General features: G+C 73.2%; 20 protein-coding genes and 1 tRNA gene. 10 read left to right on the forward strand and 11 right to left on the reverse strand.

Annotation, left to right across the window (positions count from 1 at the left end; genetic code table 11):
- Positions 1-58: 58 nt before the first annotated feature.
- From E4P38_RS07370 to E4P38_RS23170, 3 genes are read right to left on the reverse strand one after another with little or no spacing between them, the layout of a single operon-like run.
- On the reverse strand, positions 59-1264 hold the full coding sequence (locus E4P38_RS07370) for a M20 family metallopeptidase (RefSeq protein WP_135131109.1): 1206 nt from the start codon (positions 1262-1264) through the stop codon (positions 59-61).
- A gap of 25 nt (positions 1265-1289) precedes the next feature.
- Entirely contained in the window at positions 1290-1832 is a 543-nt protein-coding gene (locus E4P38_RS23165; RefSeq protein WP_135131110.1) for a pirin family protein, read from the reverse strand.
- Positions 1829-2533 carry a phosphatase PAP2 family protein gene (locus E4P38_RS23170; RefSeq protein WP_245160864.1) on the reverse strand — a complete coding sequence of 235 codons (705 nt, stop codon included), beginning with the start codon at positions 2531-2533 and terminating at the stop codon, positions 1829-1831. Before E4P38_RS23170 ends, E4P38_RS23165 begins: the two co-directional genes overlap by 4 nt.
- Before the next feature lie 56 nt (positions 2534-2589).
- Between E4P38_RS23170 and E4P38_RS07385 the strand changes: the two genes are divergently transcribed.
- The 6 genes from E4P38_RS07385 to E4P38_RS07410 all read left to right on the forward strand — a co-directional run bounded on the left by E4P38_RS07385 (position 2590) and on the right by E4P38_RS07410 (position 9282).
- Positions 2590-3759, forward strand: coding sequence for a helix-turn-helix domain-containing protein (locus tag E4P38_RS07385; protein ID WP_245160865.1), 1170 nt, complete (start codon positions 2590-2592; stop codon positions 3757-3759).
- A 152-nt stretch (positions 3760-3911) separates the two neighbouring features.
- Positions 3912-5114 (forward strand): acyltransferase domain-containing protein, encoded by a 1203-nt coding sequence (locus tag E4P38_RS07390; RefSeq protein ID WP_135131112.1) that lies wholly within the window; start codon positions 3912-3914, stop codon positions 5112-5114.
- Entirely contained in the window at positions 5111-6079 is a 969-nt protein-coding gene (locus tag E4P38_RS07395) for a beta-ketoacyl-ACP synthase III (protein ID WP_135131113.1), read from the forward strand. The genes E4P38_RS07390 and E4P38_RS07395 overlap by 4 nt, the downstream gene beginning before the upstream one ends.
- A 177-nt stretch (positions 6080-6256) precedes the next feature.
- Positions 6257-6499 (forward strand): acyl carrier protein, encoded by a 243-nt coding sequence (locus E4P38_RS07400; RefSeq protein WP_135131114.1) that lies wholly within the window; start codon positions 6257-6259, stop codon positions 6497-6499.
- Positions 6500-6590: 91 nt separating this feature from the next.
- Entirely contained in the window at positions 6591-7829 is a 1239-nt protein-coding gene (locus E4P38_RS07405) for a beta-ketoacyl-[acyl-carrier-protein] synthase family protein (protein WP_135131115.1), read from the forward strand.
- 40 nt (positions 7830-7869) lie between these two features.
- Complete coding sequence (locus tag E4P38_RS07410) at positions 7870-9282, forward strand: carboxyl transferase domain-containing protein (RefSeq protein WP_135131116.1); 1413 nt, start codon at positions 7870-7872, stop codon at positions 9280-9282.
- A gap of 220 nt (positions 9283-9502) precedes the next feature.
- Here E4P38_RS07410 and E4P38_RS07415 read toward each other — a convergent pair whose 3' ends face one another.
- The 3 genes from E4P38_RS07415 to E4P38_RS07425 all read right to left on the reverse strand — a co-directional run bounded on the left by E4P38_RS07415 (position 9503) and on the right by E4P38_RS07425 (position 11843).
- Entirely contained in the window at positions 9503-10003 is a 501-nt protein-coding gene (locus E4P38_RS07415) for a DUF3145 domain-containing protein (protein WP_135131117.1), read from the reverse strand.
- Positions 10004-10387: 384 nt separating this feature from the next.
- Complete coding sequence (locus E4P38_RS07420; protein ID WP_135131118.1) at positions 10388-10645, reverse strand: hypothetical protein; 258 nt, start codon at positions 10643-10645, stop codon at positions 10388-10390.
- Between the two features lie 52 nt (positions 10646-10697).
- Positions 10698-11843: a GGDEF domain-containing protein gene (locus E4P38_RS07425; protein ID WP_135131119.1), complete on the reverse strand. Its 1146-nt coding sequence runs from the start codon at positions 11841-11843 to the stop codon at positions 10698-10700.
- Between the two features lie 147 nt (positions 11844-11990).
- Between E4P38_RS07425 and E4P38_RS07430 the strand changes: the two genes are divergently transcribed.
- Positions 11991-12884: a maleylpyruvate isomerase N-terminal domain-containing protein gene (locus tag E4P38_RS07430; RefSeq protein ID WP_245160866.1), complete on the forward strand. Its 894-nt coding sequence runs from the start codon at positions 11991-11993 to the stop codon at positions 12882-12884.
- On the opposite strand, the gene E4P38_RS07435 is transcribed toward E4P38_RS07430, so the two are convergent.
- Genes E4P38_RS07435 through E4P38_RS07455 form a run of 5 tightly spaced genes read right to left on the reverse strand, consistent with a single transcriptional unit; the run spans position 12881 to position 16086 of the window.
- Complete coding sequence (locus E4P38_RS07435) at positions 12881-13084, reverse strand: ferredoxin (RefSeq protein WP_135131120.1); 204 nt, start codon at positions 13082-13084, stop codon at positions 12881-12883. The two genes, E4P38_RS07430 and E4P38_RS07435, sit on opposite strands and share 4 nt — an antisense overlap.
- Positions 13081-14283 (reverse strand): NADH-ubiquinone oxidoreductase-F iron-sulfur binding region domain-containing protein, encoded by a 1203-nt coding sequence (locus E4P38_RS07440; RefSeq protein ID WP_167760479.1) that lies wholly within the window; start codon positions 14281-14283, stop codon positions 13081-13083. The genes E4P38_RS07435 and E4P38_RS07440 overlap by 4 nt, the downstream gene beginning before the upstream one ends.
- A gap of 5 nt (positions 14284-14288) precedes the next feature.
- The gene (locus tag E4P38_RS07445) at positions 14289-14909 is read right to left on the reverse strand and encodes a ferric reductase-like transmembrane domain-containing protein (RefSeq protein WP_135131122.1); all 621 of its coding nucleotides are present in this window, start codon (positions 14907-14909) and stop codon (positions 14289-14291) included.
- A complete protein-coding gene (locus E4P38_RS07450; RefSeq protein ID WP_209308985.1) occupies positions 14906-15826 on the reverse strand; it encodes an FAD:protein FMN transferase in 921 nt (306 codons plus the stop codon). Before E4P38_RS07450 ends, E4P38_RS07445 begins: the two co-directional genes overlap by 4 nt.
- Entirely contained in the window at positions 15823-16086 is a 264-nt protein-coding gene (locus E4P38_RS07455) for a hypothetical protein (RefSeq protein ID WP_135131124.1), read from the reverse strand. The genes E4P38_RS07450 and E4P38_RS07455 overlap by 4 nt, the downstream gene beginning before the upstream one ends.
- Positions 16087-16226: 140 nt before the next feature.
- On the opposite strand from E4P38_RS07455, the gene E4P38_RS07460 reads away from it, so the two are divergent.
- The 3 genes from E4P38_RS07460 to E4P38_RS07470 all read left to right on the forward strand — a co-directional run bounded on the left by E4P38_RS07460 (position 16227) and on the right by E4P38_RS07470 (position 17296).
- Positions 16227-16303: transfer RNA gene (locus tag E4P38_RS07460), tRNA-Ile, on the forward strand.
- Between the two features lie 388 nt (positions 16304-16691).
- Complete coding sequence (locus E4P38_RS07465; protein WP_135131125.1) at positions 16692-16895, forward strand: helix-turn-helix domain-containing protein; 204 nt, start codon at positions 16692-16694, stop codon at positions 16893-16895.
- Entirely contained in the window at positions 16892-17296 is a 405-nt protein-coding gene (locus E4P38_RS07470; RefSeq protein WP_135131126.1) for a hypothetical protein, read from the forward strand. Before E4P38_RS07465 ends, E4P38_RS07470 begins: the two co-directional genes overlap by 4 nt.
- Positions 17297-17686: the final 390 nt, after the last annotated feature.

Below are 17686 nucleotides of genomic sequence, written 5' to 3' on the forward strand. Positions count from 1 at the left end.
GGCGCGGTCGCCGGACAGTGACGCACGGCTTCCTGGGACGACCCTGTGAATGGCTCCGTCAGGCGGCCAGCGCCTGCAGCGCCATCAAGGCGTAGAGCGCGACCCCGGCCGGCAGCGGCTCCTCGTCGAAGACCACCAGGTTCGAGTGGTTGCCGGGCGCGGTCCCCGGCTCGAGGCCGGGCGGGCACGCCCCGAGGAACGCCATCGCGCCGGGCACCCGCTGCAGGACGTAGGAGAAGTCCTCGGCGCCCATCAGCGGCGCCCGCATCGGCACGCTGGCCGGCTCGCCCAGCATGACGGCGGCCGTCTCCAGTACGCACGCCGCGACCCCGGCGTCGTTCACCGTGACCGGGTAGCCCTCCTCGTGCACGAAGTCGACCTCGAGCCCGTGGGCCGCGGCGATGTGGGTGGCGACGCGCTCCACCGACGCCACGACGTCGGCGCGGCGTCCGGCCGAGAGCGTGCGGATCGTCCCCTCCATGAGCACCGAGTCGGGGATGACGTTGTTCGTCGAGCCTGCCTCGATGTGCGCGACGGTCACGACCGCCGGGTCGAACACGTCGACCCTGCGGGTCACCATCGACTGGAGCGCCAGGACGATCTCGGCGGCCACCGGGATGGGGTCGGCGGCGGTGTGCGGCATGGAGGCGTGCCCACCCCGGCCGTGGACCGTCATGCGCCACTGGTCCGCCGCTGCCATCAGCGGCCCGGGCCGGACGTTGATGGTGCCGCTGGCCATGTTCGCGATGCTGTGCAGCGCGAAGGCACCGCTGACCGGCGCCTCCGGGACGACGTCCAGCAGCCCCTCCTCGAGCATGTACCGGGCGCCGTGGAAGCCCTCCTCCCCCGGCTGCGCCATGAAGACGACCTGCCCGGCGAGCTCGTCGCGGCGCTCGGCCAAGAGCCGGGCCGCACCGAGCAGCATCGCCACGTGGGTGTCGTGCCCGCAGGCGTGCATGGCGCCGGGCACCTCCGAGGCGAACGGCAGGCCGGTGTCCTCGTGCACCGGCAGCGCGTCCATGTCGCCGCGCAGCAGGTAGGTGGGGCCGGGCCGGGCGCCGCGCAGGACCCCGACCACCGAGCTGGTCGACGTCCCCGTCGTCACCTCGACGGGCAGCTCGGCGAAGGCCTCCAGGACCAGCTCCTGGGTGTGCGGCAGGTGGAGCCCGATCTCCGGGTGCCGGTGCAGGCGCCGGCGCAGGTCGATCGTCCGGTCGGCGTCGCTGTAGGCGGCGGAGAGCAGATCGGCAGCGCTGGTCGGCATGCCTCCACTCTGGCCCACGGGTCAGTCAGTCGCGTGCCCAGGCAGGACGCGCGACGTCCAGCTGCCACACCAGCGCCATGCCCGCCTCCTCGACCTGCCGACCGTCCTGCTGCTCGACGAGCACGCCGTCGGCGCCGCGCAGCAGGAGCAGGCCGGCCGGTACGGCGTCACCCGGCGTGACGCGCGACCGCCACAGCCGTGCGTCCGGACGGCGCAGGTCGACCCAGCCGTCCTCGACGCGATGGACCCCATACGACGGCGGCGCCCCGGGGTCGGCGCTGCGCAGGTAGCACTGCAGCGCCCGCGCGCCGTCGTCCCCGGCCACCTCGTCGTGGGTCAGCCCCGAGCCCGCCCGCAGGACACCGACGTCGCCCGCGGCGAGGTCGACGCCGTCGCCCCAGCCGTGATGCAGCGAGCCGGCGAGGACCACCGCCACGACGTCGACGTCGCGGTGCTCGTGCCGGCCGTACCCGGTGCCCGGCGCCAGCCGGTCGTCGGCGATGCGCAGCAGGGGGCCGAGCGAGCCGTCGGTGGGCGCCAGCACGATGCGCTGCTCGAGCCCACTCACGACGTCGGCCGCAGCGAGGCCCGGCCCTCGGCGAGGGCACCGAAGACCAGGGCGGTCAGCAGCGACCAGCCGACGCCGAACGCCCAGCCGCCGACGACGTCGGACAGGAAGTGGACGCCGAGCCACATGCGCGTCAGGCCGACCAGCAGGACCAGTGCGATGCCCCCGGCGAGCGCCCACCGCCGCGGGCGGGCCGCGAGCAGCGGCCACGCGAGGATCAGGCCCACGGTCACGAGCGTGGCGATGCCCGACGCGTGGCCACTCGGGTAGCTCAGGGAGTCCAGCCGCGCGCCGCCCTCGGAGAAGTCGGGACGCACGCGCCCGAAGTACTCCTTCAGCAGCGACGTCACCGGGCCGACGAGGACCACCGCCGTGGCCAGCCATGCCGACGTCCACCAGAGCCGCCGGCGCAGGAGCAGGACGAGCACCGGGAGGAAGACGACGGCGCGGAACCACGACGTCCCGGGAGCCGTGAGGACCTCCAGCAGGACGTGCAGGGCCGCCGCGCTGTCGTCGCCCACGTACAGCGCCTCACTGACGGCGGCGTCCAGGCGCAGCTGCGGGCCGAAGTCCGCGCGCACCCCCGCGCCGAGCAGTGCCAGCACCACCAGGCAGACGGCGGTGCTGACGACGGCGGCGGGGACCGCCCGCACCGCACGCGTACGGGTGAGCGCGGCATTGCCGTCCGGGGGAACGTTCACCGCTCCACTCTCCCCGACCGCGATCCGCGTGACACGCTGGCGAGGTGGGCAGCCGGGTGAGCAACCGCCCGCCGAGCGAAGCGACGCTCCGGCGGCTGGAGCGCTCGTCCGGTGCCCTGGCCACCCGGGCCGTGGCCCGGATGGACGACGAGCTCCCCTGGTTCCGCGACATGCCGGCCGACCGGCGGTCCTGGGTCACCCTCGTCGCGCAGAACGGCATCGCCTCGCTCGTGGAGTGGTGCCGCGACCCGGGACGGCCACCGCGGCTGACCGGCGACGTGTTCGGCGCGGCTCCCCGGGAACTGGTCCGGGTGGTGGCCCTCAAGCAGACCGTCGACCTCATCAAGATCGTCGTGGACGTCCTGGAGGACCACGTCCCCTCCGTCGCGGAGCCGGGCGACGAGGACGCGCTGCACGTCGCCGTCCTCCAGTTCAGCCGCGAGGTCGCCTTCGCCACGGCCCACGTCTACGCGAGCTTCGCCGAGAACCGCGGGGCGTGGGACGCGCGGCTGGAGGCGCTCGTCGTCGACGCCCTGGTGCGCGGCGAGCGGTCCGACGAGCTGTCGGGGCGGGCGGCGGCTCTGGGCTGGGCGACGAGCACGCCGGTCGTCGTCCTGGTCGGTGCCACCCCGGAGGACGTCGAGGACCCGCACGCGGCGGTCCGCCGGACGGCCCGCTCGATGCGCAGCGAGGTGCTCGTGGGTGTGCACGCCGACCAGCTCGTCGTCGTCCTCGGCCGGGACGGGGGCCTGGAGGACGTCGCCGAGCGGGTCAGCGACCACTTCGGGAAGGGCCCGGTCGTCACCGGGCCGATCGTCGACGGCCTCGGCCACGCGGGTGAGTCCGCAGCCGCGGCCCTCGCGGGCCTGCGCGCCGCGCCCGCCTGGCCGGACGCGCCCCGGCCGGTGGCCGCCGACGCCCTGCTCGCCGAGCGCGCCCTGGACGGCGATCCGCTGGCCCGCACCCGACTGCACGACCAGGTGGCCGCGCCGCTGCAGGCGGCGGGCGGGGAGGTGCTGGAGACGGTGCGCGCCGTGCTCAACAGCGGCGGCAACCTGGAGGCCAGTGCGCGGGCGATCTTCGTCCACCCCAACACCATCCGGTACCGCCTCAAGCGGGCCGCCGACCTGACCGGGCTGTCGGCCACCGACGCCCGTGGCAGCTGGACGTTGCAGGTCGCCCTGGCCCTCGCCCAGCTGGACCAGGATCGCTCTCTCTGGCACTGAGCTCCCCCAGCAGACGTGTGTTCCCCACCACCGGACGTGCCTGAACCGGCCTTCCAGGGCACCCTTTTTGGAGGGTTCCCACAAAGATCAGCGGTGTGCTTTCGTGCCGCTCTGCGTCCCCACGCACCGAAGATCACTGGCACGGTGAACGGGTGCTCGCCGTCCTCGCCCCCGGACAGGGCGCGCAGAAGCCCGGAATGCTCACCGATTGGCTCGATCTGCCCGGAGCCGAATCCTTCTTCCGCTGGGCCGGCGCGATCGCCGACGCGGACCTCCTGACGCTCGGCACCACCGGCGACGCCGAGGCGATCAAGGACACCGCGGTCACCCAGCCGCTCGTCGTCGCCATGAGCCTGTTCATCGCCCGCGAGCTCGGCGGGCTGCCCGGCCCGGTCAGCCACACGCCGCACGCCGGCCGGGACGTCGTCATCGCCGGGCACAGCGTCGGGGAGCTCACCGCCGCCGCACTGGCCGGGGTCCTCTCGGTGGAGGCGGCGATCGCGCTCACCGCCGTCCGCGGTCGGGCCATGGCCGCCGCCTGCGCACAGACGCCGACCGGCATGTCCGCCGTCCTGGGGGGCGATCCCGACGAGGTGCTCGCCGCGATCGCGAAGCACGGCCTGACCCCGGCCAACATGAACGGCGCCGGGCAGATCGTCGCCGCCGGGTCGCTGGACGGCCTGGACGCGCTGAAGGCCGACCCGCCGGCCAAGGCCAGGATCATGCCGCTGTCGGTGGCCGGCGCCTTCCACACCGACTACATGGCCTCGGCCCGCGCGGAACTGCAGGGCCTGATCGGCGGGCTCCGCCCCGCCCAGCCCAGCCGCCTGCTGCTCTCCAACGCCGACGGCCACGCCGTCGACTCCGGCGCCGAGACGGTGTCCCGGCTGGTCAGCCAGGTCACCAGCCCGGTGCGCTTCGACGCATGTCTCGCCACCATGCGCGAGCTCGGCGTCACCGCCGTCCTCGAGCTGCCGCCCGCCGGGGCGCTGGCCGGCCTCGCCAAGCGGGAGTGGAAGGGCGCGGGCATCGACATCCTGGCGATCAACAGCCCCGGCGACCTCGACCGCGCCCGCGCGCTGATCGACGCCGAGCGCGGACGGGCCGAGGCCGAGCACCTCCCCGACTGGCGGGTGGTCGTTTCCCCCGTCCGCGGCACGGTCAGCCCAGCCGAGGTCGCCGAGGGCACCCGCGTCCCCGCCGGCTCCCCGCTCGGCTGCATCCGCAGCCGCCGCGAGGAGGTCAACGTCTCAGCCGCCTACGACGGGGTACTGGCCGAGTGGCTCGTCCACGACGGCGACCTCGTCGATGCAGGAGACCCGATCGCCCGTCTCTACCCGGAGGTCAGCGCGTGACAGACATCCAGCTGCCGGCCGTCGCCCCGGGGGCCCGCATCCTCGGGCTGGGCGCCTACCGTCCCCGTCGCCGGGTCACCAACGACGACCTCGCCCAGATGATGGACACCAACGACGAGTGGATCCAGAGCCGGGTCGGCATCGCCGAGCGCCGCTGGGCGAGCGAGGACGAGACCCTCGTCGAGATGGCCGTCGCAGCCGGCGGCAAGGCGATCGCGGCCAGCGGTCTGGCGCCCGACCAGATCGACCTCGTCATCGTGGCCAGCGCGAGCCTCCGGGTGCCGATCCCGGGCATCGGCCCGCAGGTCGGCCACCGGCTGGGCATCCCCCGCCCGGGCTCGTTCGACCTCAATGCCGGCTGCGCGGGCTTCTGCTACGCGCTCGGCGTGGCGTCCGACAGCATCCGCGCCGGTTCGTCGCGCAACGCCCTCGTCGTCGGCGTGGAGCGGCTCACCGACGTCACCAACCTCGAGGACCGGACGACGGCGGTCATCTTCGCCGACGGTGCGGGTGCGGCCCTGGTCGGCGCCTCCGAGGAACCGGGCATCGGACCCGCAGTCTGGGGCAGCGACGGCGACCAGTTCAACGCCATCGAGATCGCCGCCGGCAGCTCGACGATGACCATGGCGGGCCAGGCGGTCTACCGGTGGGCGACGACCAAGCTCACCGAGACGCTCGTGGCGGCCATGGAGCGGGCCGGCGTCACCCCCGCCGACATCGACGTGTTCGCGCCGCACCAGGCCAACCTGCGCATCGTCGAGTCCATGACCAAGCGGCTCGGCTTCGGCGAGGACGTCGTCGTCGCCCGCGACATCGTCCAGTCGGGCAACACCTCCGCCGCCTCCATCCCCTTGGCGCTCACCGCGCTGATGGAGTCGGGCGAGGCGAAGTCCGGCGATCTCGCCCTCGTGCTCGGCTACGGCGCCGGGCTGACCTTCGCCGGCCAGGTGCTCGTCCTGCCATGAGCGCAGTGAGCAGCTCCACCCCAGATCCCCGGGACATTCCGTCCCGGCCGACGGCGGCATTCCCCGCTCGTCGCAGAGCCCCCTTCGAGAGAGAGGACCCTTCGTGAGCGAGCTTGCGAGCGAACCGAGGAACACAGCAGCCCGGCGAACGGCAACGAGCGCCAGCGAGGAGCTGAAGTGAGCCGCGAGGACATCCAGACCGGTCTGGCCGAGATCCTGGAGGAGGTCGCCGGCGTCACGCCCGCCGACGCCACCCCCGAGAAGTCGTTCACCGACGACCTCGACGTCGACTCGCTGTCGATGGTCGAGATCGCCACCGCCGTCGAGGACAAGTTCGGCGTCGCCATCCCCGACGACGAGCTCGCCAACATCAAGACCGTCGGCGACGCGATCAGCTTCATCGAGAAGAACCAGGGCTGACCAAGGACCCCCCTGCCCCCCACCGCTCGCGGCGGGACCTTGCAGGGGGGCCTCACCCCGGCCGCCCGGCCACCATTCCAGGAGGAAGTCCATGAGCACGTCCACCGACGTCGTCGTCACCGGGCTCGGCGCCACCACACCCCTGGGTGGCGACGTCACCAGCACCTGGGAGGCGCTGCTGGCCGGGCGTTCGGGGGTCTCCCGGATCACCGAGGACTGGATCAAGGAGTTCCCGGCACAGCTCGTCGCCCGCCTCGCCCAGGAGCCCGCGGACCAGATCGACCGCGTCCGGGCCCGGCGCCTGGACCGCAGCCAGCAGGTGGCGGTCATCGCGGCCGAGGAGGCCTGGCGTCACTCCGGCGCCGGCGACGCCGGCGTCGACCCGCTGCGCATCGCCGTCGTCATCGGCACCGGCATCGGCGGCGCGCTCACCCTCCTCGGTCAGGACGACGTCCTCGAGGAGAAGGGGCCCAAGCGGGTCTCCCCCTTCACCATCCCGATGCTCATGCCCAACGGCCCGGCCGCCGCCGTCGGCCTCGCGATCGGCGCGAAGGGCGGCGTGCACGCACCCGTCAGCGCCTGCGCCTCCGGCGCCGAGGCGATCCGGTGGGGCCTGGACCTGATCCGCTTCGACCGCGCCGACGTCGTCCTCGTCGGTGGCACCGAGGCCTGCGTGCACCCGCTGCCGATGGCCGGCTTCGCCGCCATGCGCGCGATGAGCACCCGCAACGACGAGCCCGAGCGGGCCTCCCGCCCGTTCGACAAGGGCCGGGACGGTTTCGTGCTGGGTGAGGGCGCGGCGTGCATCGTGCTCGAGCGCGGCGATGCCGCCCGGGCGCGCGGCGCCCGCATCCACGCCCGGCTGGCCGGTGCCGCCGGCACCGCCGACGGCTACGACCTGGTCGCGCCGCACCCCGAGGGCGAAGGCGCTGCCCGCGCCATCACCGCGGCGCTCCGCGACGCCGGGCTCAGCCCCTCCGACATCCAGCACGTCAACGCCCACGCCACCTCGACCCCGGTGGGCGACACGGCGGAGGCCGCGGCGATCCGCTCCTCCCTCGGCGAGCACGTGCTGGTGAGCGCCACCAAGAGCCAGACCGGCCACCTGCTCGGCGCCGCCGGCGCCCTGGAGTCGGTGTTCACGATCCTCGCCCTCCGCGAGCAGATCGTGCCCGCCACGGCCAACCTCGAGGACCCGGACGACGACGCGGCCGTCCAGGCGCTCGACATCGTGCGCAACGAACCTCGCCGCACGTCCCTCACGGCCGCCGTCAACGACTCCTTCGGCTTCGGCGGCCACAACATCGCGCTGGTCTTCACCACGGCCTGAGCGACCGAATCCGCCTCTCCGAGGGCCTGGAGGTCCTGAGTTGACGACCGTTCAAGCCGCTCCACTCGTCCCCGCGCCGGACCCCCGCGACCCGGAGGACCGCCTGCAGCGGTTCTTCGACGCCGGGTCCATGCGCCCATTGGCCGCGCGCGACACGTCCGGGGTGCTGGCTGCCCGGGGCAGCGTCGAGGGCAGCCCGGTGATCGCCTTCTGCACCGACGCCACCGTCATGGGCGGCGCGATGGGCATCGACGGGTGCAAGCACATCGTCGATGCGATCGACACGGCGCTGCGGGAGCGGGTGCCGGTCGTCGGCATCTGGCACTCCGGCGGCGCCCGGCTGGCCGAGGGCGTCACGGCCCTGCACGCGGTCGGCGAGGTCTTCGCGGCCATGGTCCGGTCCTCCGGCCGCATCCCGCAGATCTCCGTGGTGCTCGGCCCCGCCGCGGGTGGCGCCGCCTACGGACCCGCGCTCACCGACCTGGTGATCATGGGACCGGCGGGGCGCGTCTTCGTCACCGGGCCGGACGTCGTCCGGTCGGTGACCGGTGAGGACGTCGACATGGAGAGCCTCGGTGGCCCCGACACCCACGGCCGGCGCAGCGGCGTCGTCCACGTCGTGACCGACTCCGAGCCCGCGGCGCTCGAGACCGCGCGGATGGCGGTCGACCTGCTGGCCGCCCAGGGCACGTTCGCCCCGGCCGAGGGGGAGCACGACGTCGACCTCGGGGCGATGCTGCCCGAGCAGCGCAACCGCGCCTACGACGTCAAGCCGGTGGTCGCTGCCCTGCTCGACAGCCCAGGCCTCGAGCTGCACCCGCGGTTCGCGCCGAACGTCGTCACGACGCTGGGCCGCCTGGCCGGCCGAACCGTCGGGGTGATCGCGAACAACCCGCTGCGGCTCGGCGGCTGCCTGGACTCGGCCTCGGCGGAGAAGGCGGCCCGGTTCGTGCGCATGTGCGACGCGTTCGGGGTGCCGCTGGTCGTCCTGGTCGACGTCCCGGGGTACCTGCCCGGCGTCGGGCAGGAGTGGGACGGCGTGGTCCGGCGCGGGGCGAAGCTGCTGCACGCCTTCGCCGAGGCCGTGGTGCCGCGGGTGACGCTGGTGACCCGCAAGTCCTATGGCGGCGCCTACATCGCGATGAACGCGCGGTCCCTCGGGGCCACCACCGTGTTCGCCTGGCCGGGGGCCGAGGTCGCCGTCATGGGCGCGAAGGCCGCCGTCGGCATCCTGCACCGGAAGAAGCTCGCCGCGGTCCCGCCGCACGAGCGCGAGGCCCTGCACGCGCAGCTCGCCGAGGAGCACGAGCGGATCGCCGGCGGGGTGAACCGGGCCCTGGAGATCGGCGTCGTGGACGAGGTCGTGGAGCCGAGCCAGACCAAGCGCCGGCTGGTCGAGGCGCTGGCGGCCGCACCTCCCGGACGCGGGGCGCACGGCAACATCCCGCTGTGACCCTCGATGATCAGGTGACCTGATCATTAAGGGTCCTGGCTCACGGTCGATGCTGAGCCAGGACCCCTGACGATCAGGTCACCTGATCATCATGCGAGCCATGAAGTAGGTCGTTCGGACGCCGCTTCCCCGACGGCGCCCGAACGACCGGCCTCAGATTACGACGACTCCGCGGGTCTGGCGGGAGTGCGTAGTGGATCTGTTATCTGGGACGACGGCCTCAGACGACCTGGTGCAGCCAGGTGACGGGGCTGCCGTCGCCGGCATGCCGGTAAACCTCCAGGTCGGCGTCCCAGGCCGCACCGAGGAGCTCGTCCACGCCGTGCCGGAACGCCTCGATGGAGGACGTCGTGGCCGCGAGGTGCCGCAACTGCTGCTCGCTGATCATGATGTCGCCGTTGGCGCTGGTCGGGGCGCGGAAGACGCCCTGGCCCGGCACGTACGACATGCGCTCGCCGTCGTTGCCGTGGCTGGCTTCCTCGGTCACCTCGAAGCGCAGCATCGGCCACGCGCGCAGCGCAGCCACCAGCTTGGCGCCGGTACCGGGCGAACCGGTCCAGGCCACCTCGGACCGGTAGGAACCATGTGCCGCGGGCTGTTCGGCCCACGACAGGGAAACCGGCGCGCCGACGACGCGTTCGAGCGCCCATTCGACGTGCTGGCAGAGCGCCTTCGGGCACGCGTGCACGAAGACGACACCCTGGGTAGACCGTCGCTGCACGGGGCACCTCCATCGACTCGATTGGTCTCGTCTTCCCCTACGGACCATCGATTCGGTGACGCGCTGTATTCGGCAGTGACGGAGCAGGGCTCCTGCAGACAGTGTGCACGATGAGGGCCGCATCGCGCCAGCCCGGCTGCGACAGTTGGGACGAATGTGACAGAAGGTCACTGCTGGTGCGTCTTACTGCTGGTCAAACGCACTACCATGGAGTACGGCACCGCGTCCACCGGATCTGGCGCGTCTCCGTGGACTCTCCACGAAGCACCGGAAGGGCTGCTCAGGAGCGTGTTCGAGAACATGCCGAGGTGGGGCTCCCCGATCACGGAGAGTGATAGTCGCCCGATCGACGCCGGTGGAGGCGCGCGGTGCGTGGCGACGTCCTCACCCTCCGACGGTCGCCTGCAGGTCGCTGCGCGGCACGACCCGGACGGCGGAGAACGCCAGGTCCTGCGCGGGGACGTCGGTCCAGTCCAGCTCCACCACCTGGCCGGCCCGGAGCACCCCGCCGGAGTGGCTGTGCTCGATGACCGATGCGTCGGCCCAACAGCCGCCGGGGGTCTCGGTGGCCTCGATGACCGCTCCCCCACGTGCGTCGTCCCAGCGGATGACGGTGCCGAGGGTCGTGCCGGAACGGGTCATGCCCGTCAGGCTGACCGCTCCGGCACGCCGGATCAAGCGGTAGGGACGTCGCTCAGGGGGCGAGCATCGTGACGCAGTTGCCGCCCACGCTCTTCGAGCGGTACATGGCGGCGTCCGCGCGGTGCATGAGGTCCTGGACGTCGTCGCCGGGCTCGACCTCGGCGACACCGACGCTGGCGGTCACCCCGGAGGCGGCGCCGACCGCCGCGACGGCCTGACGGAGCCGCTCGGCGAGCATCTCGCCGGAGAAGGTCACCGAGACGTCGGCCAGGACGGCGAACTCGTCCCCGCCGAGGCGCGCGACGGTGTCGGTCTCCCGGACCGCGCCGCCCAGCGCCGTCGCCACCGACCGCAGCATGTAGTCACCGGCCGCGTGACCGCCGGCGTCGTTGACGGCCTTGAACCGGTCGAGGTCGACCAGGCACACCACGGTCTGGTGGCCCCAGGCTGCGGCGTCGACGGCGGAGGCGACGCGCTCGAGGTAGGCACGCCGGTTCGGGATGCCGGTGAGCGGGTCGGTCGCAGCCAGCGTCTCCTGGGTGCGGATCAGCATCACCTGGCGGTCGTAGGCCGCCCACGAGTTGGCCGAGGCCATCGCGCAGATCATCGTGAAGGACACCATGACCGCCAGGAAGAACAGCCCGGACGTCGTCACGTGCGGCAGCTCGATGATGAGGAAGTAGGCGACGGTCATGGTGGCGCCCATGGCGACCACCCCGTAGGGGGAGTACGCCACCGCCATGTAGGTGAGCGTCAGGAACAGCAGGGCGTCCAGCGGGCTGGACGCTCCCCCGTCGAGGTGGGTGCCGAGGATGACCAGGGCGCTCGTCCCGAGCGTCCACGCGTAGAACATCGTCGGACCACGGCTGTCGCGCATCATGGCCTGCAGCGGCAGGAGGAGCAGGAACGGGACGCCGACGATGACCAGCCCGGTGAGGGCGAGGAGCAGGCGGTTGTGCCGCCCGGGGCTGTCGGTGATCAGCACGTATCCGACGACCGACCAGGCAGCGACCTCGCTGAGCAGCACGCCGTTGCGTACGTGGCGGATCCAGTAGGCGACCCGGTCGTCGTCGCCGGCCAAGGGCCGGTACAGCCCAGCGCGCAGCGCCGCACCCAGCCGGCGGAGGAAGCCCGCTCGGGCCGAGGCGCGCAGGGGCGCACTGGTGGCACGGCGGTCGCCGGCCGGAATCTCGTCCACGGTCCAGCGATCGACCGGCCCGGGGCACTCCTTGACCGTCCCCTCACCCCACGGGGGGAGAGCAGTTGCCGCCGGGGCGTGGCGCGTGCCACGTCCCTGAACGCGGGATCGATGCCTGCCCGGGCCCGGGAGGGGTAGGGCGCATCCGTGGGCATTTCCCAGGGAATGGCGGACGCCGGCCGCGAACAGGTCGGCAGCATGGTGCTGGGCGCGTGGGACGCCTTTCTCGAGCAGGCGGAGACGGTCGACCTGACCCGCCGGTCCCGACTCGACGGATGGCGTGCGCAGGAGATCTGCGTGCACCTGGGCTGCTGGGACGACCACACGGCGATGGCCGACCTGATCGCCTCCGCGCGGGCGGACGGCACCGGCACACCCCCTGACGTCGACGCGGTCAACGCGCGGGTCACCGCCGCGCACCGGGACGCCTCCCGAGAGGAGGTGCTCGCCGCCCTGCGCCGCAACCGCGAGGCGACCGCCCGCTACCTGGCCGAGGAGCCGGTCGAGCTCGACACCGCGCCCACCGTCTCGGTGGTCGGCCGGATCCCGCTGCTCAGCGTCGTCCTGGGGCAGGCCTACGAGCTCGCCGTCCACGGGCTGGACCTGGTGTCCTGCGGTGCCGCTCCCCCGCCCCCGGCGGTGCTGCAGTCGGGTCTCGCCGCCCTGGTCGACGTGACGGGCGCCCTGGCCGCGTCGCTGGACATCACCGGCGGGGTGACGCTGGCGACGCCGGACGGCGGGTGGGCCTTCGCTGCCGACCCGCACGGCTGGACGGTGCACCGGGTCGCCGCCGGCGAGCACGAGGGCCCTGCCGTCGAGGCGCCGGCCGACCTGCTGCTCGAGGCGGCGTCCGGCCGGATCAACCCGGTCCCCGCCGTGGCCCGCCGCCGGCTGAAGGTGCACGAGGTCGGCGGCCTGCTGAAGCTGGCGCCGATCGTCCAGGCGGTCCCGGGCATCCCGGGCGGGCCGATCCTGCAGCTGGCTGCCAAGACCGTCGGCGGCGCCGGCGGCATGCTCGGCCGGCTGTTCGGCAGGGGCTAGCCGCCCCCGTCCCGGAGCTGCAGGGCCCGGGTCGGGCAGGCGGCGGCCACCCGTCTCGCGGTCCGGACCAGGTCCGGAGGCAGCTCGCCGCGGACGAGCAACGGATAGCCCCACTCGTCGAGGCGAATGCCCTCGGGCAGCAGTTCGGCGCACAGGCCGTGGCCCGTGCACCGGATCGGGTCCACCCCGAGCCGGGTCACCGCGTGCTCCCGGGCACCGGGAGGAACGGCTGTGCGGTGCGGGCGGTGCAGCGGCCGGTCCGGTGGAGGGCCAGTTCGGGTTCGAAGACCCGCAGCGCGCTGGCGACGAGCCGCACGCTCGAGTCGGGATGGGAGCAGGCACCGCGCCCGGGCAGGAGCCCCGACCAGCGGTGCACGTCGGCGAGCAGCCCGGACGGCGGAGGCGTCGGGCGGGCCAGCACATCCAGCGCGGCGGCGATGCGCGGCAGCCCGTTGAGACACGGCCCGCACTGCCCGGCGGACTGCGCGGCGAGGTAGCCGACCACGCGCGCCGTCTCCCGCAGGCCGCAGCGGTCGGCGGGGAGGGCAGCGAGCACGCCCGCCCCCAGGGCGGCGTCCGCCTGCGCGAGGCCGACCGGGTCGAGGGTCAGGTGCGCGGCGCGACCGGCCTCGACCCAGGTTCCCGCGTACCCGCCGATCAGCACCGCCTGCACTCCGTCGCCCAGGCGCAGGACGTCGCCCAGCCGCGAGCTGAGGGCGACGTCGACGACGTCCACCCAGGAGGTGCCGGCTATCTCCATCCGCCGCGTGACCAGCAGGGAGGATGCGGCGGCATCGTTCCCGCGGGCGACCAGGGCCAGCCGCGCGAGGGTCTCGACGTTCAGGACGAGCGTCGGGCGGCCGTCGACGCCTCTCTCCCGGACAGGGGGGAACTTGCTGCGCGGCAGCGGGGCCTTCCCGTCCAAGGCGGCGCAGAGCGCGGACTCCTCCCCCGCCAGGAACGTGCCCGCCACCGGGCGCAGGCGGACCCCCAGCCGATCCCCGCGATCGCCGAGGAGGCGGGCCAGGCCTGGGAGCAGCGCCGGATCGGCCGCCAGGTAGGCGCTCGTCGCCCCCACTGCGGCGGCCGCGAGCGCGAGGCCGTCGAACACGAGGTGCGGCGCGCGGACGAGCAGGACGGCGTCCTTGGCCGCGGCCGGCTCCCCCTCGGAGCCGTTGGCGACGACGACCGGCGCCCGCCCGGTCGCGGCGGCAGCCGCGGCCACGCTCCGCAGCTTCGCTGCCGTAGGGAACCCGGCGCCACCCCGACCGGTCAGGGCGGCCCGCTCGACGAGCCCGTGCAGGTCGACCACGGGCAGCGCGCCGTGCGCGCCCAGGTGGTCGGCCATCTCAGGGCCCGGCACGTCGAGCGGGCCGCGGATCAGGAGAGGTGCGGTCATGGCGGTCATCCGTTCCGGAAGACGCCCACCGGGCGTCCGGTCGACAGGGCGGCGGAGGTGCTGGCAAGGGCGGCGGCTGCCCGTTCGAAGGGGGGTGGCGTTGTGCGCCGGGCCCGCAGAGCGGCGGCCGAGGCCCAGGTCGTGGCGACCGCGCAGGCCAGGACGACGGCGAGCAGCCACCCCCCGCCGAGGTCGGTGCCGGCGGTGAGGCCGTGCACGAAGGCCAGCGGCCAGAGCACATATGTCGTCAGGTGCACGGCCTTCCAGACCCGCTGCGGCAGCCGCTCGCGCAGCAGGCTGGTGACGACCACCAGCAGGAGCAGGTCCGCCGCGAGGGTGCCGAGGCCGATCGCGAGCGGCCGGTACCCGGCGGTGAACGGGACGAGGACGTCGGCGGTCCCGATGTCGACGTAGGAGTCGACGACGGCGGTGAGCACGTGGGTGACGAGCAGCAGCGCCGTGAGGAGCCCGACGTTGCGGTGCAGGCCGGTGACGGCGAAGCGCGGCAGCCCTGGCACCCGTCCGTGCCGGCGGACGACCGTGCCCAGGACGACGGTGACCGTCATCAGCACCAGCGTGACGATGCCCGTGGCCCGGTTGAGGTACCAGAGCACCTCGCCGGTCACGCGGCCTGCTCCACGGGCCAGCCGCCGGCGGTGAGCACCTGACCGTCGGGAGTCACGAGGCGGACGGGCAGGTGCGCCGCACGAAGCAGCGACCAGATCCGGTGACCACGGACGACGGCTGCGGTGCTCAGCACGTTCGCGTCGACGCAGGTGCCCGCGGCCGCGGAGACGGTCCGCCAGGCCGGCACCGGCGGCAAACCGGTGCGGGGGTCGATGAGGTGGTTGAGCCACAGCCCGTCGCGCTGCCAGCGACGCGCGCGGACCGACGAGGTGGCCAGGCCACCGTCGTGGAGGGTGACGACTGCGGCGGGCCCGGCCGGCTCGGCGTCCGGATTGCCGGTGACGTCCTCGACCCGGATCCGCCAGCCACCCTCGGGAGCCGGGCCGGCGACGGCGATGTCGCCGCCGATCGAGACCAGGCAGCCGCTGCCGGTCGCTGCGGTGACGGCACCGGCCGCGGTGTCGGCGGTCCACGCCTTGGCAGTGGCGCCGAGGTCCAGCCGGACGCCGGGGGCGACGCGGACGCGGCCGGCGTCCTCGTCGAGCTCGATGGTGCGCCAGCCGGGTGCGGGGGTGGCGACGACGATCCCGTCCGCGGAGATCTCGGAGACGTCGCGGTCGTAGCCGAGCCCGGAGAGGGCGGCGCCGACGGTCGGGTCGACGTCCCCGTCGGTGAGCCGGGCGGCGCGGAGGGCGACGGCGATCAGTTCGGTGAACAGCGGGCTGATCGTCGTCCATTCGCCGTGGGCCGTGTCGACCGCGGCGAGCTCGGAGTCCTCGCGGAAGCGGCTGGCGGCGAGGTCGACGTCGGCCAGCAGGTCGGTCACCAGCTCGCGGGCGTCGTCCAGCGCGGCGGGGTCGGTGACGGCGACGCGGACGCGACAGGTCCACGCCGTCCAGTCGGCGGCGGCGATCACGATCCACCGCTCGAGGCGTGCGAGCCGCTGGAACCGGTGGTCCCCAGCGACTGCGAGGGCGCGGTGAACTGATCCGTGCCGGTGGTCGTGCCCGAGTCGTCGGACGAAGCCTCGTCGGTCGTCGCGGCCGAGGCGGTGTCAGCGGCCACGTACCAGGCGAGTCCGCCGGTGCCGACGACGGCGGCGGCACCCAGGGCGGCGGTCGTGACGCGGAGCCGGTGGACTCCGGTACGGCGGGCCGTGAAGGGGTCGTTCTGCATGGCGGGCTCCTCAGGTCGTCAGTGACGACGGTGAGGGCTCGACCTCCGCCCAGCCGGTGTACCGGCTGTGCGCCGGCTGTGAACGTGGGAGCGGCAGGCTCCGGTCGAGCGAGGAGCATCTGGCAGGCTGGCGGCACTCCGGGGCGGTAGCTCAGCTGGTCAGAGCATGGGACTCATAATCCCTGGGTCGTGGGTTCGAGCCCCACCCGCCCCACCATGAATCGCCTGGTCAGCGGCTTGCTGGCCCGGCTCGGACGTTGGTAGTTCCACCGTTGCCCCACCGGTTGACCCAACTAGCTGTGGATAACTGTGCGCAGCACAGCTCGTCCAATCCCCCGCGCTCCCTTGGCCGATCTGTATGTCCGTGTACGGTGGCCGGGCAACTGGCGCAGTACCTCGTAAACGTCACCCCGCATCGAGCGGGGTCGCTAAAGGCCCACACGGAGCCCCTGCCCCGCCATCGAGCGGGCGAGCAAACCGTGGACCCGCGCTGCACGGACTGGCGCGCAAGTCGGGCGAACTCAGATGACACCCCCTCTGGGTTCGGTCCGGCTTCTTTTCGTTCTCGGGCGGAACCCTCCACTTCTTCTGGAGGACGACCCACCATGCCCACCACCAAGCTCAGCCCATCGGACCAGATGTGGTCCGACAAGGAGGCCGCCGCCTTCCTCGGCGTCTCCTGTGTGACCGTTCGCCGGCTCCGCTACCGAGGCGTACTGCCGTACCGCAAGGTCGGCGCCGCCGTGCGCATCCCGCGTAGCGCTGTGCTCGCCTACGGGGCGCCCCAGACCAACGACGGTGCGGCATGACCCGCGCCGTGGTCATCCGGGTGCTGGATCGCCAATGGATCCCGCTTCAGGTTGCGGAGCGCGCCATGAGGCAACAGGCGGAAGAGCTGCGAGCCGAGCGAGAGACGCAGGACGTCAGTCTGCGACCGGCCGTCAACGCGGACATCGCGCAGGTTCTCGCAGCGGCTACTCAGGTTCGCGCCATGTGGACAGCGCAGGAGCGGGAAGTTGACCTTGACGACATCGACGGTCTGTGGGACCCGATGATCGACCAGTTCGGCTCTCTACCCCCGTTGGCCGAGGTGCTGCCCGAGCAGGGCTTCCGGCTGTGCGGCACGAGAGTCGCCGTGTTCCTGCGGTTCGCGGACAGCACCTCCACTGAGGACCCCGAAGTGGTCTGGGTGGACGAGTTCTCGGCGTAGTTCAGTTCGGCTGACCCGCCCCTCTGTCACCCCACGCCACGCCCCTTCTCGTCTTGAGGAGTGGCGTGGGGTGACCCGCGCGGATGGGCTGTTCCGTACTGCCCGGATGCTCTTTGCCAACTCAACAGCGGTATTTCTGAACGCAAGTTCCACTTCCCGTCGACTAGCGGGCTGAAAGATTCCCACGCGGCTCCGTCCAGCCGCTGTTTAGTGGTTGTTGCGGCCGCATAAAGCCGCCACCACCGACCACCGGAGGCAATCTTGTTTCGACCACGAGGTAGGCCGACCATCGCGGGCAGCGAACTGCGTGTACGGCTCACCGACAGTGACCGTCGATACGTCGAGTCGATGAGTCGCGTCATGAACGTCAGCTACTCCGAATTCTTTCGA

Origin of the sequence: Blastococcus sp. CT_GayMR16, from assembly GCF_004570875.1 — a bacterium.
GTDB lineage: Bacteria > Actinomycetota > Actinomycetes > Mycobacteriales > Geodermatophilaceae > Blastococcus_B.

Coding starts and splice junctions, on each gene's coding strand:
- E4P38_RS07405 (WP_135131115.1), top strand. CDS start 6,591: ATGAGCACGTCCACCGACGTCGTCGTCACCGGGCTCGGCGCCACCACA.
- E4P38_RS07455 (WP_135131124.1), bottom strand. CDS start 16,086: ATGCAGAACGACCCCTTCACGGCCCGCCGTACCGGAGTCCACCGGCTC.
- E4P38_RS07370 (WP_135131109.1), bottom strand. CDS start 1,264: ATGCCGACCAGCGCTGCCGATCTGCTCTCCGCCGCCTACAGCGACGCC.
- E4P38_RS07440 (WP_167760479.1), bottom strand. CDS start 14,283: ATGACCGCACCTCTCCTGATCCGCGGCCCGCTCGACGTGCCGGGCCCT.
- E4P38_RS07420 (WP_135131118.1), bottom strand. CDS start 10,645: ATGACCCGTTCCGGCACGACCCTCGGCACCGTCATCCGCTGGGACGAC.
- E4P38_RS07465 (WP_135131125.1), top strand. CDS start 16,692: ATGCCCACCACCAAGCTCAGCCCATCGGACCAGATGTGGTCCGACAAG.
- E4P38_RS07470 (WP_135131126.1), top strand. CDS start 16,892: ATGACCCGCGCCGTGGTCATCCGGGTGCTGGATCGCCAATGGATCCCG.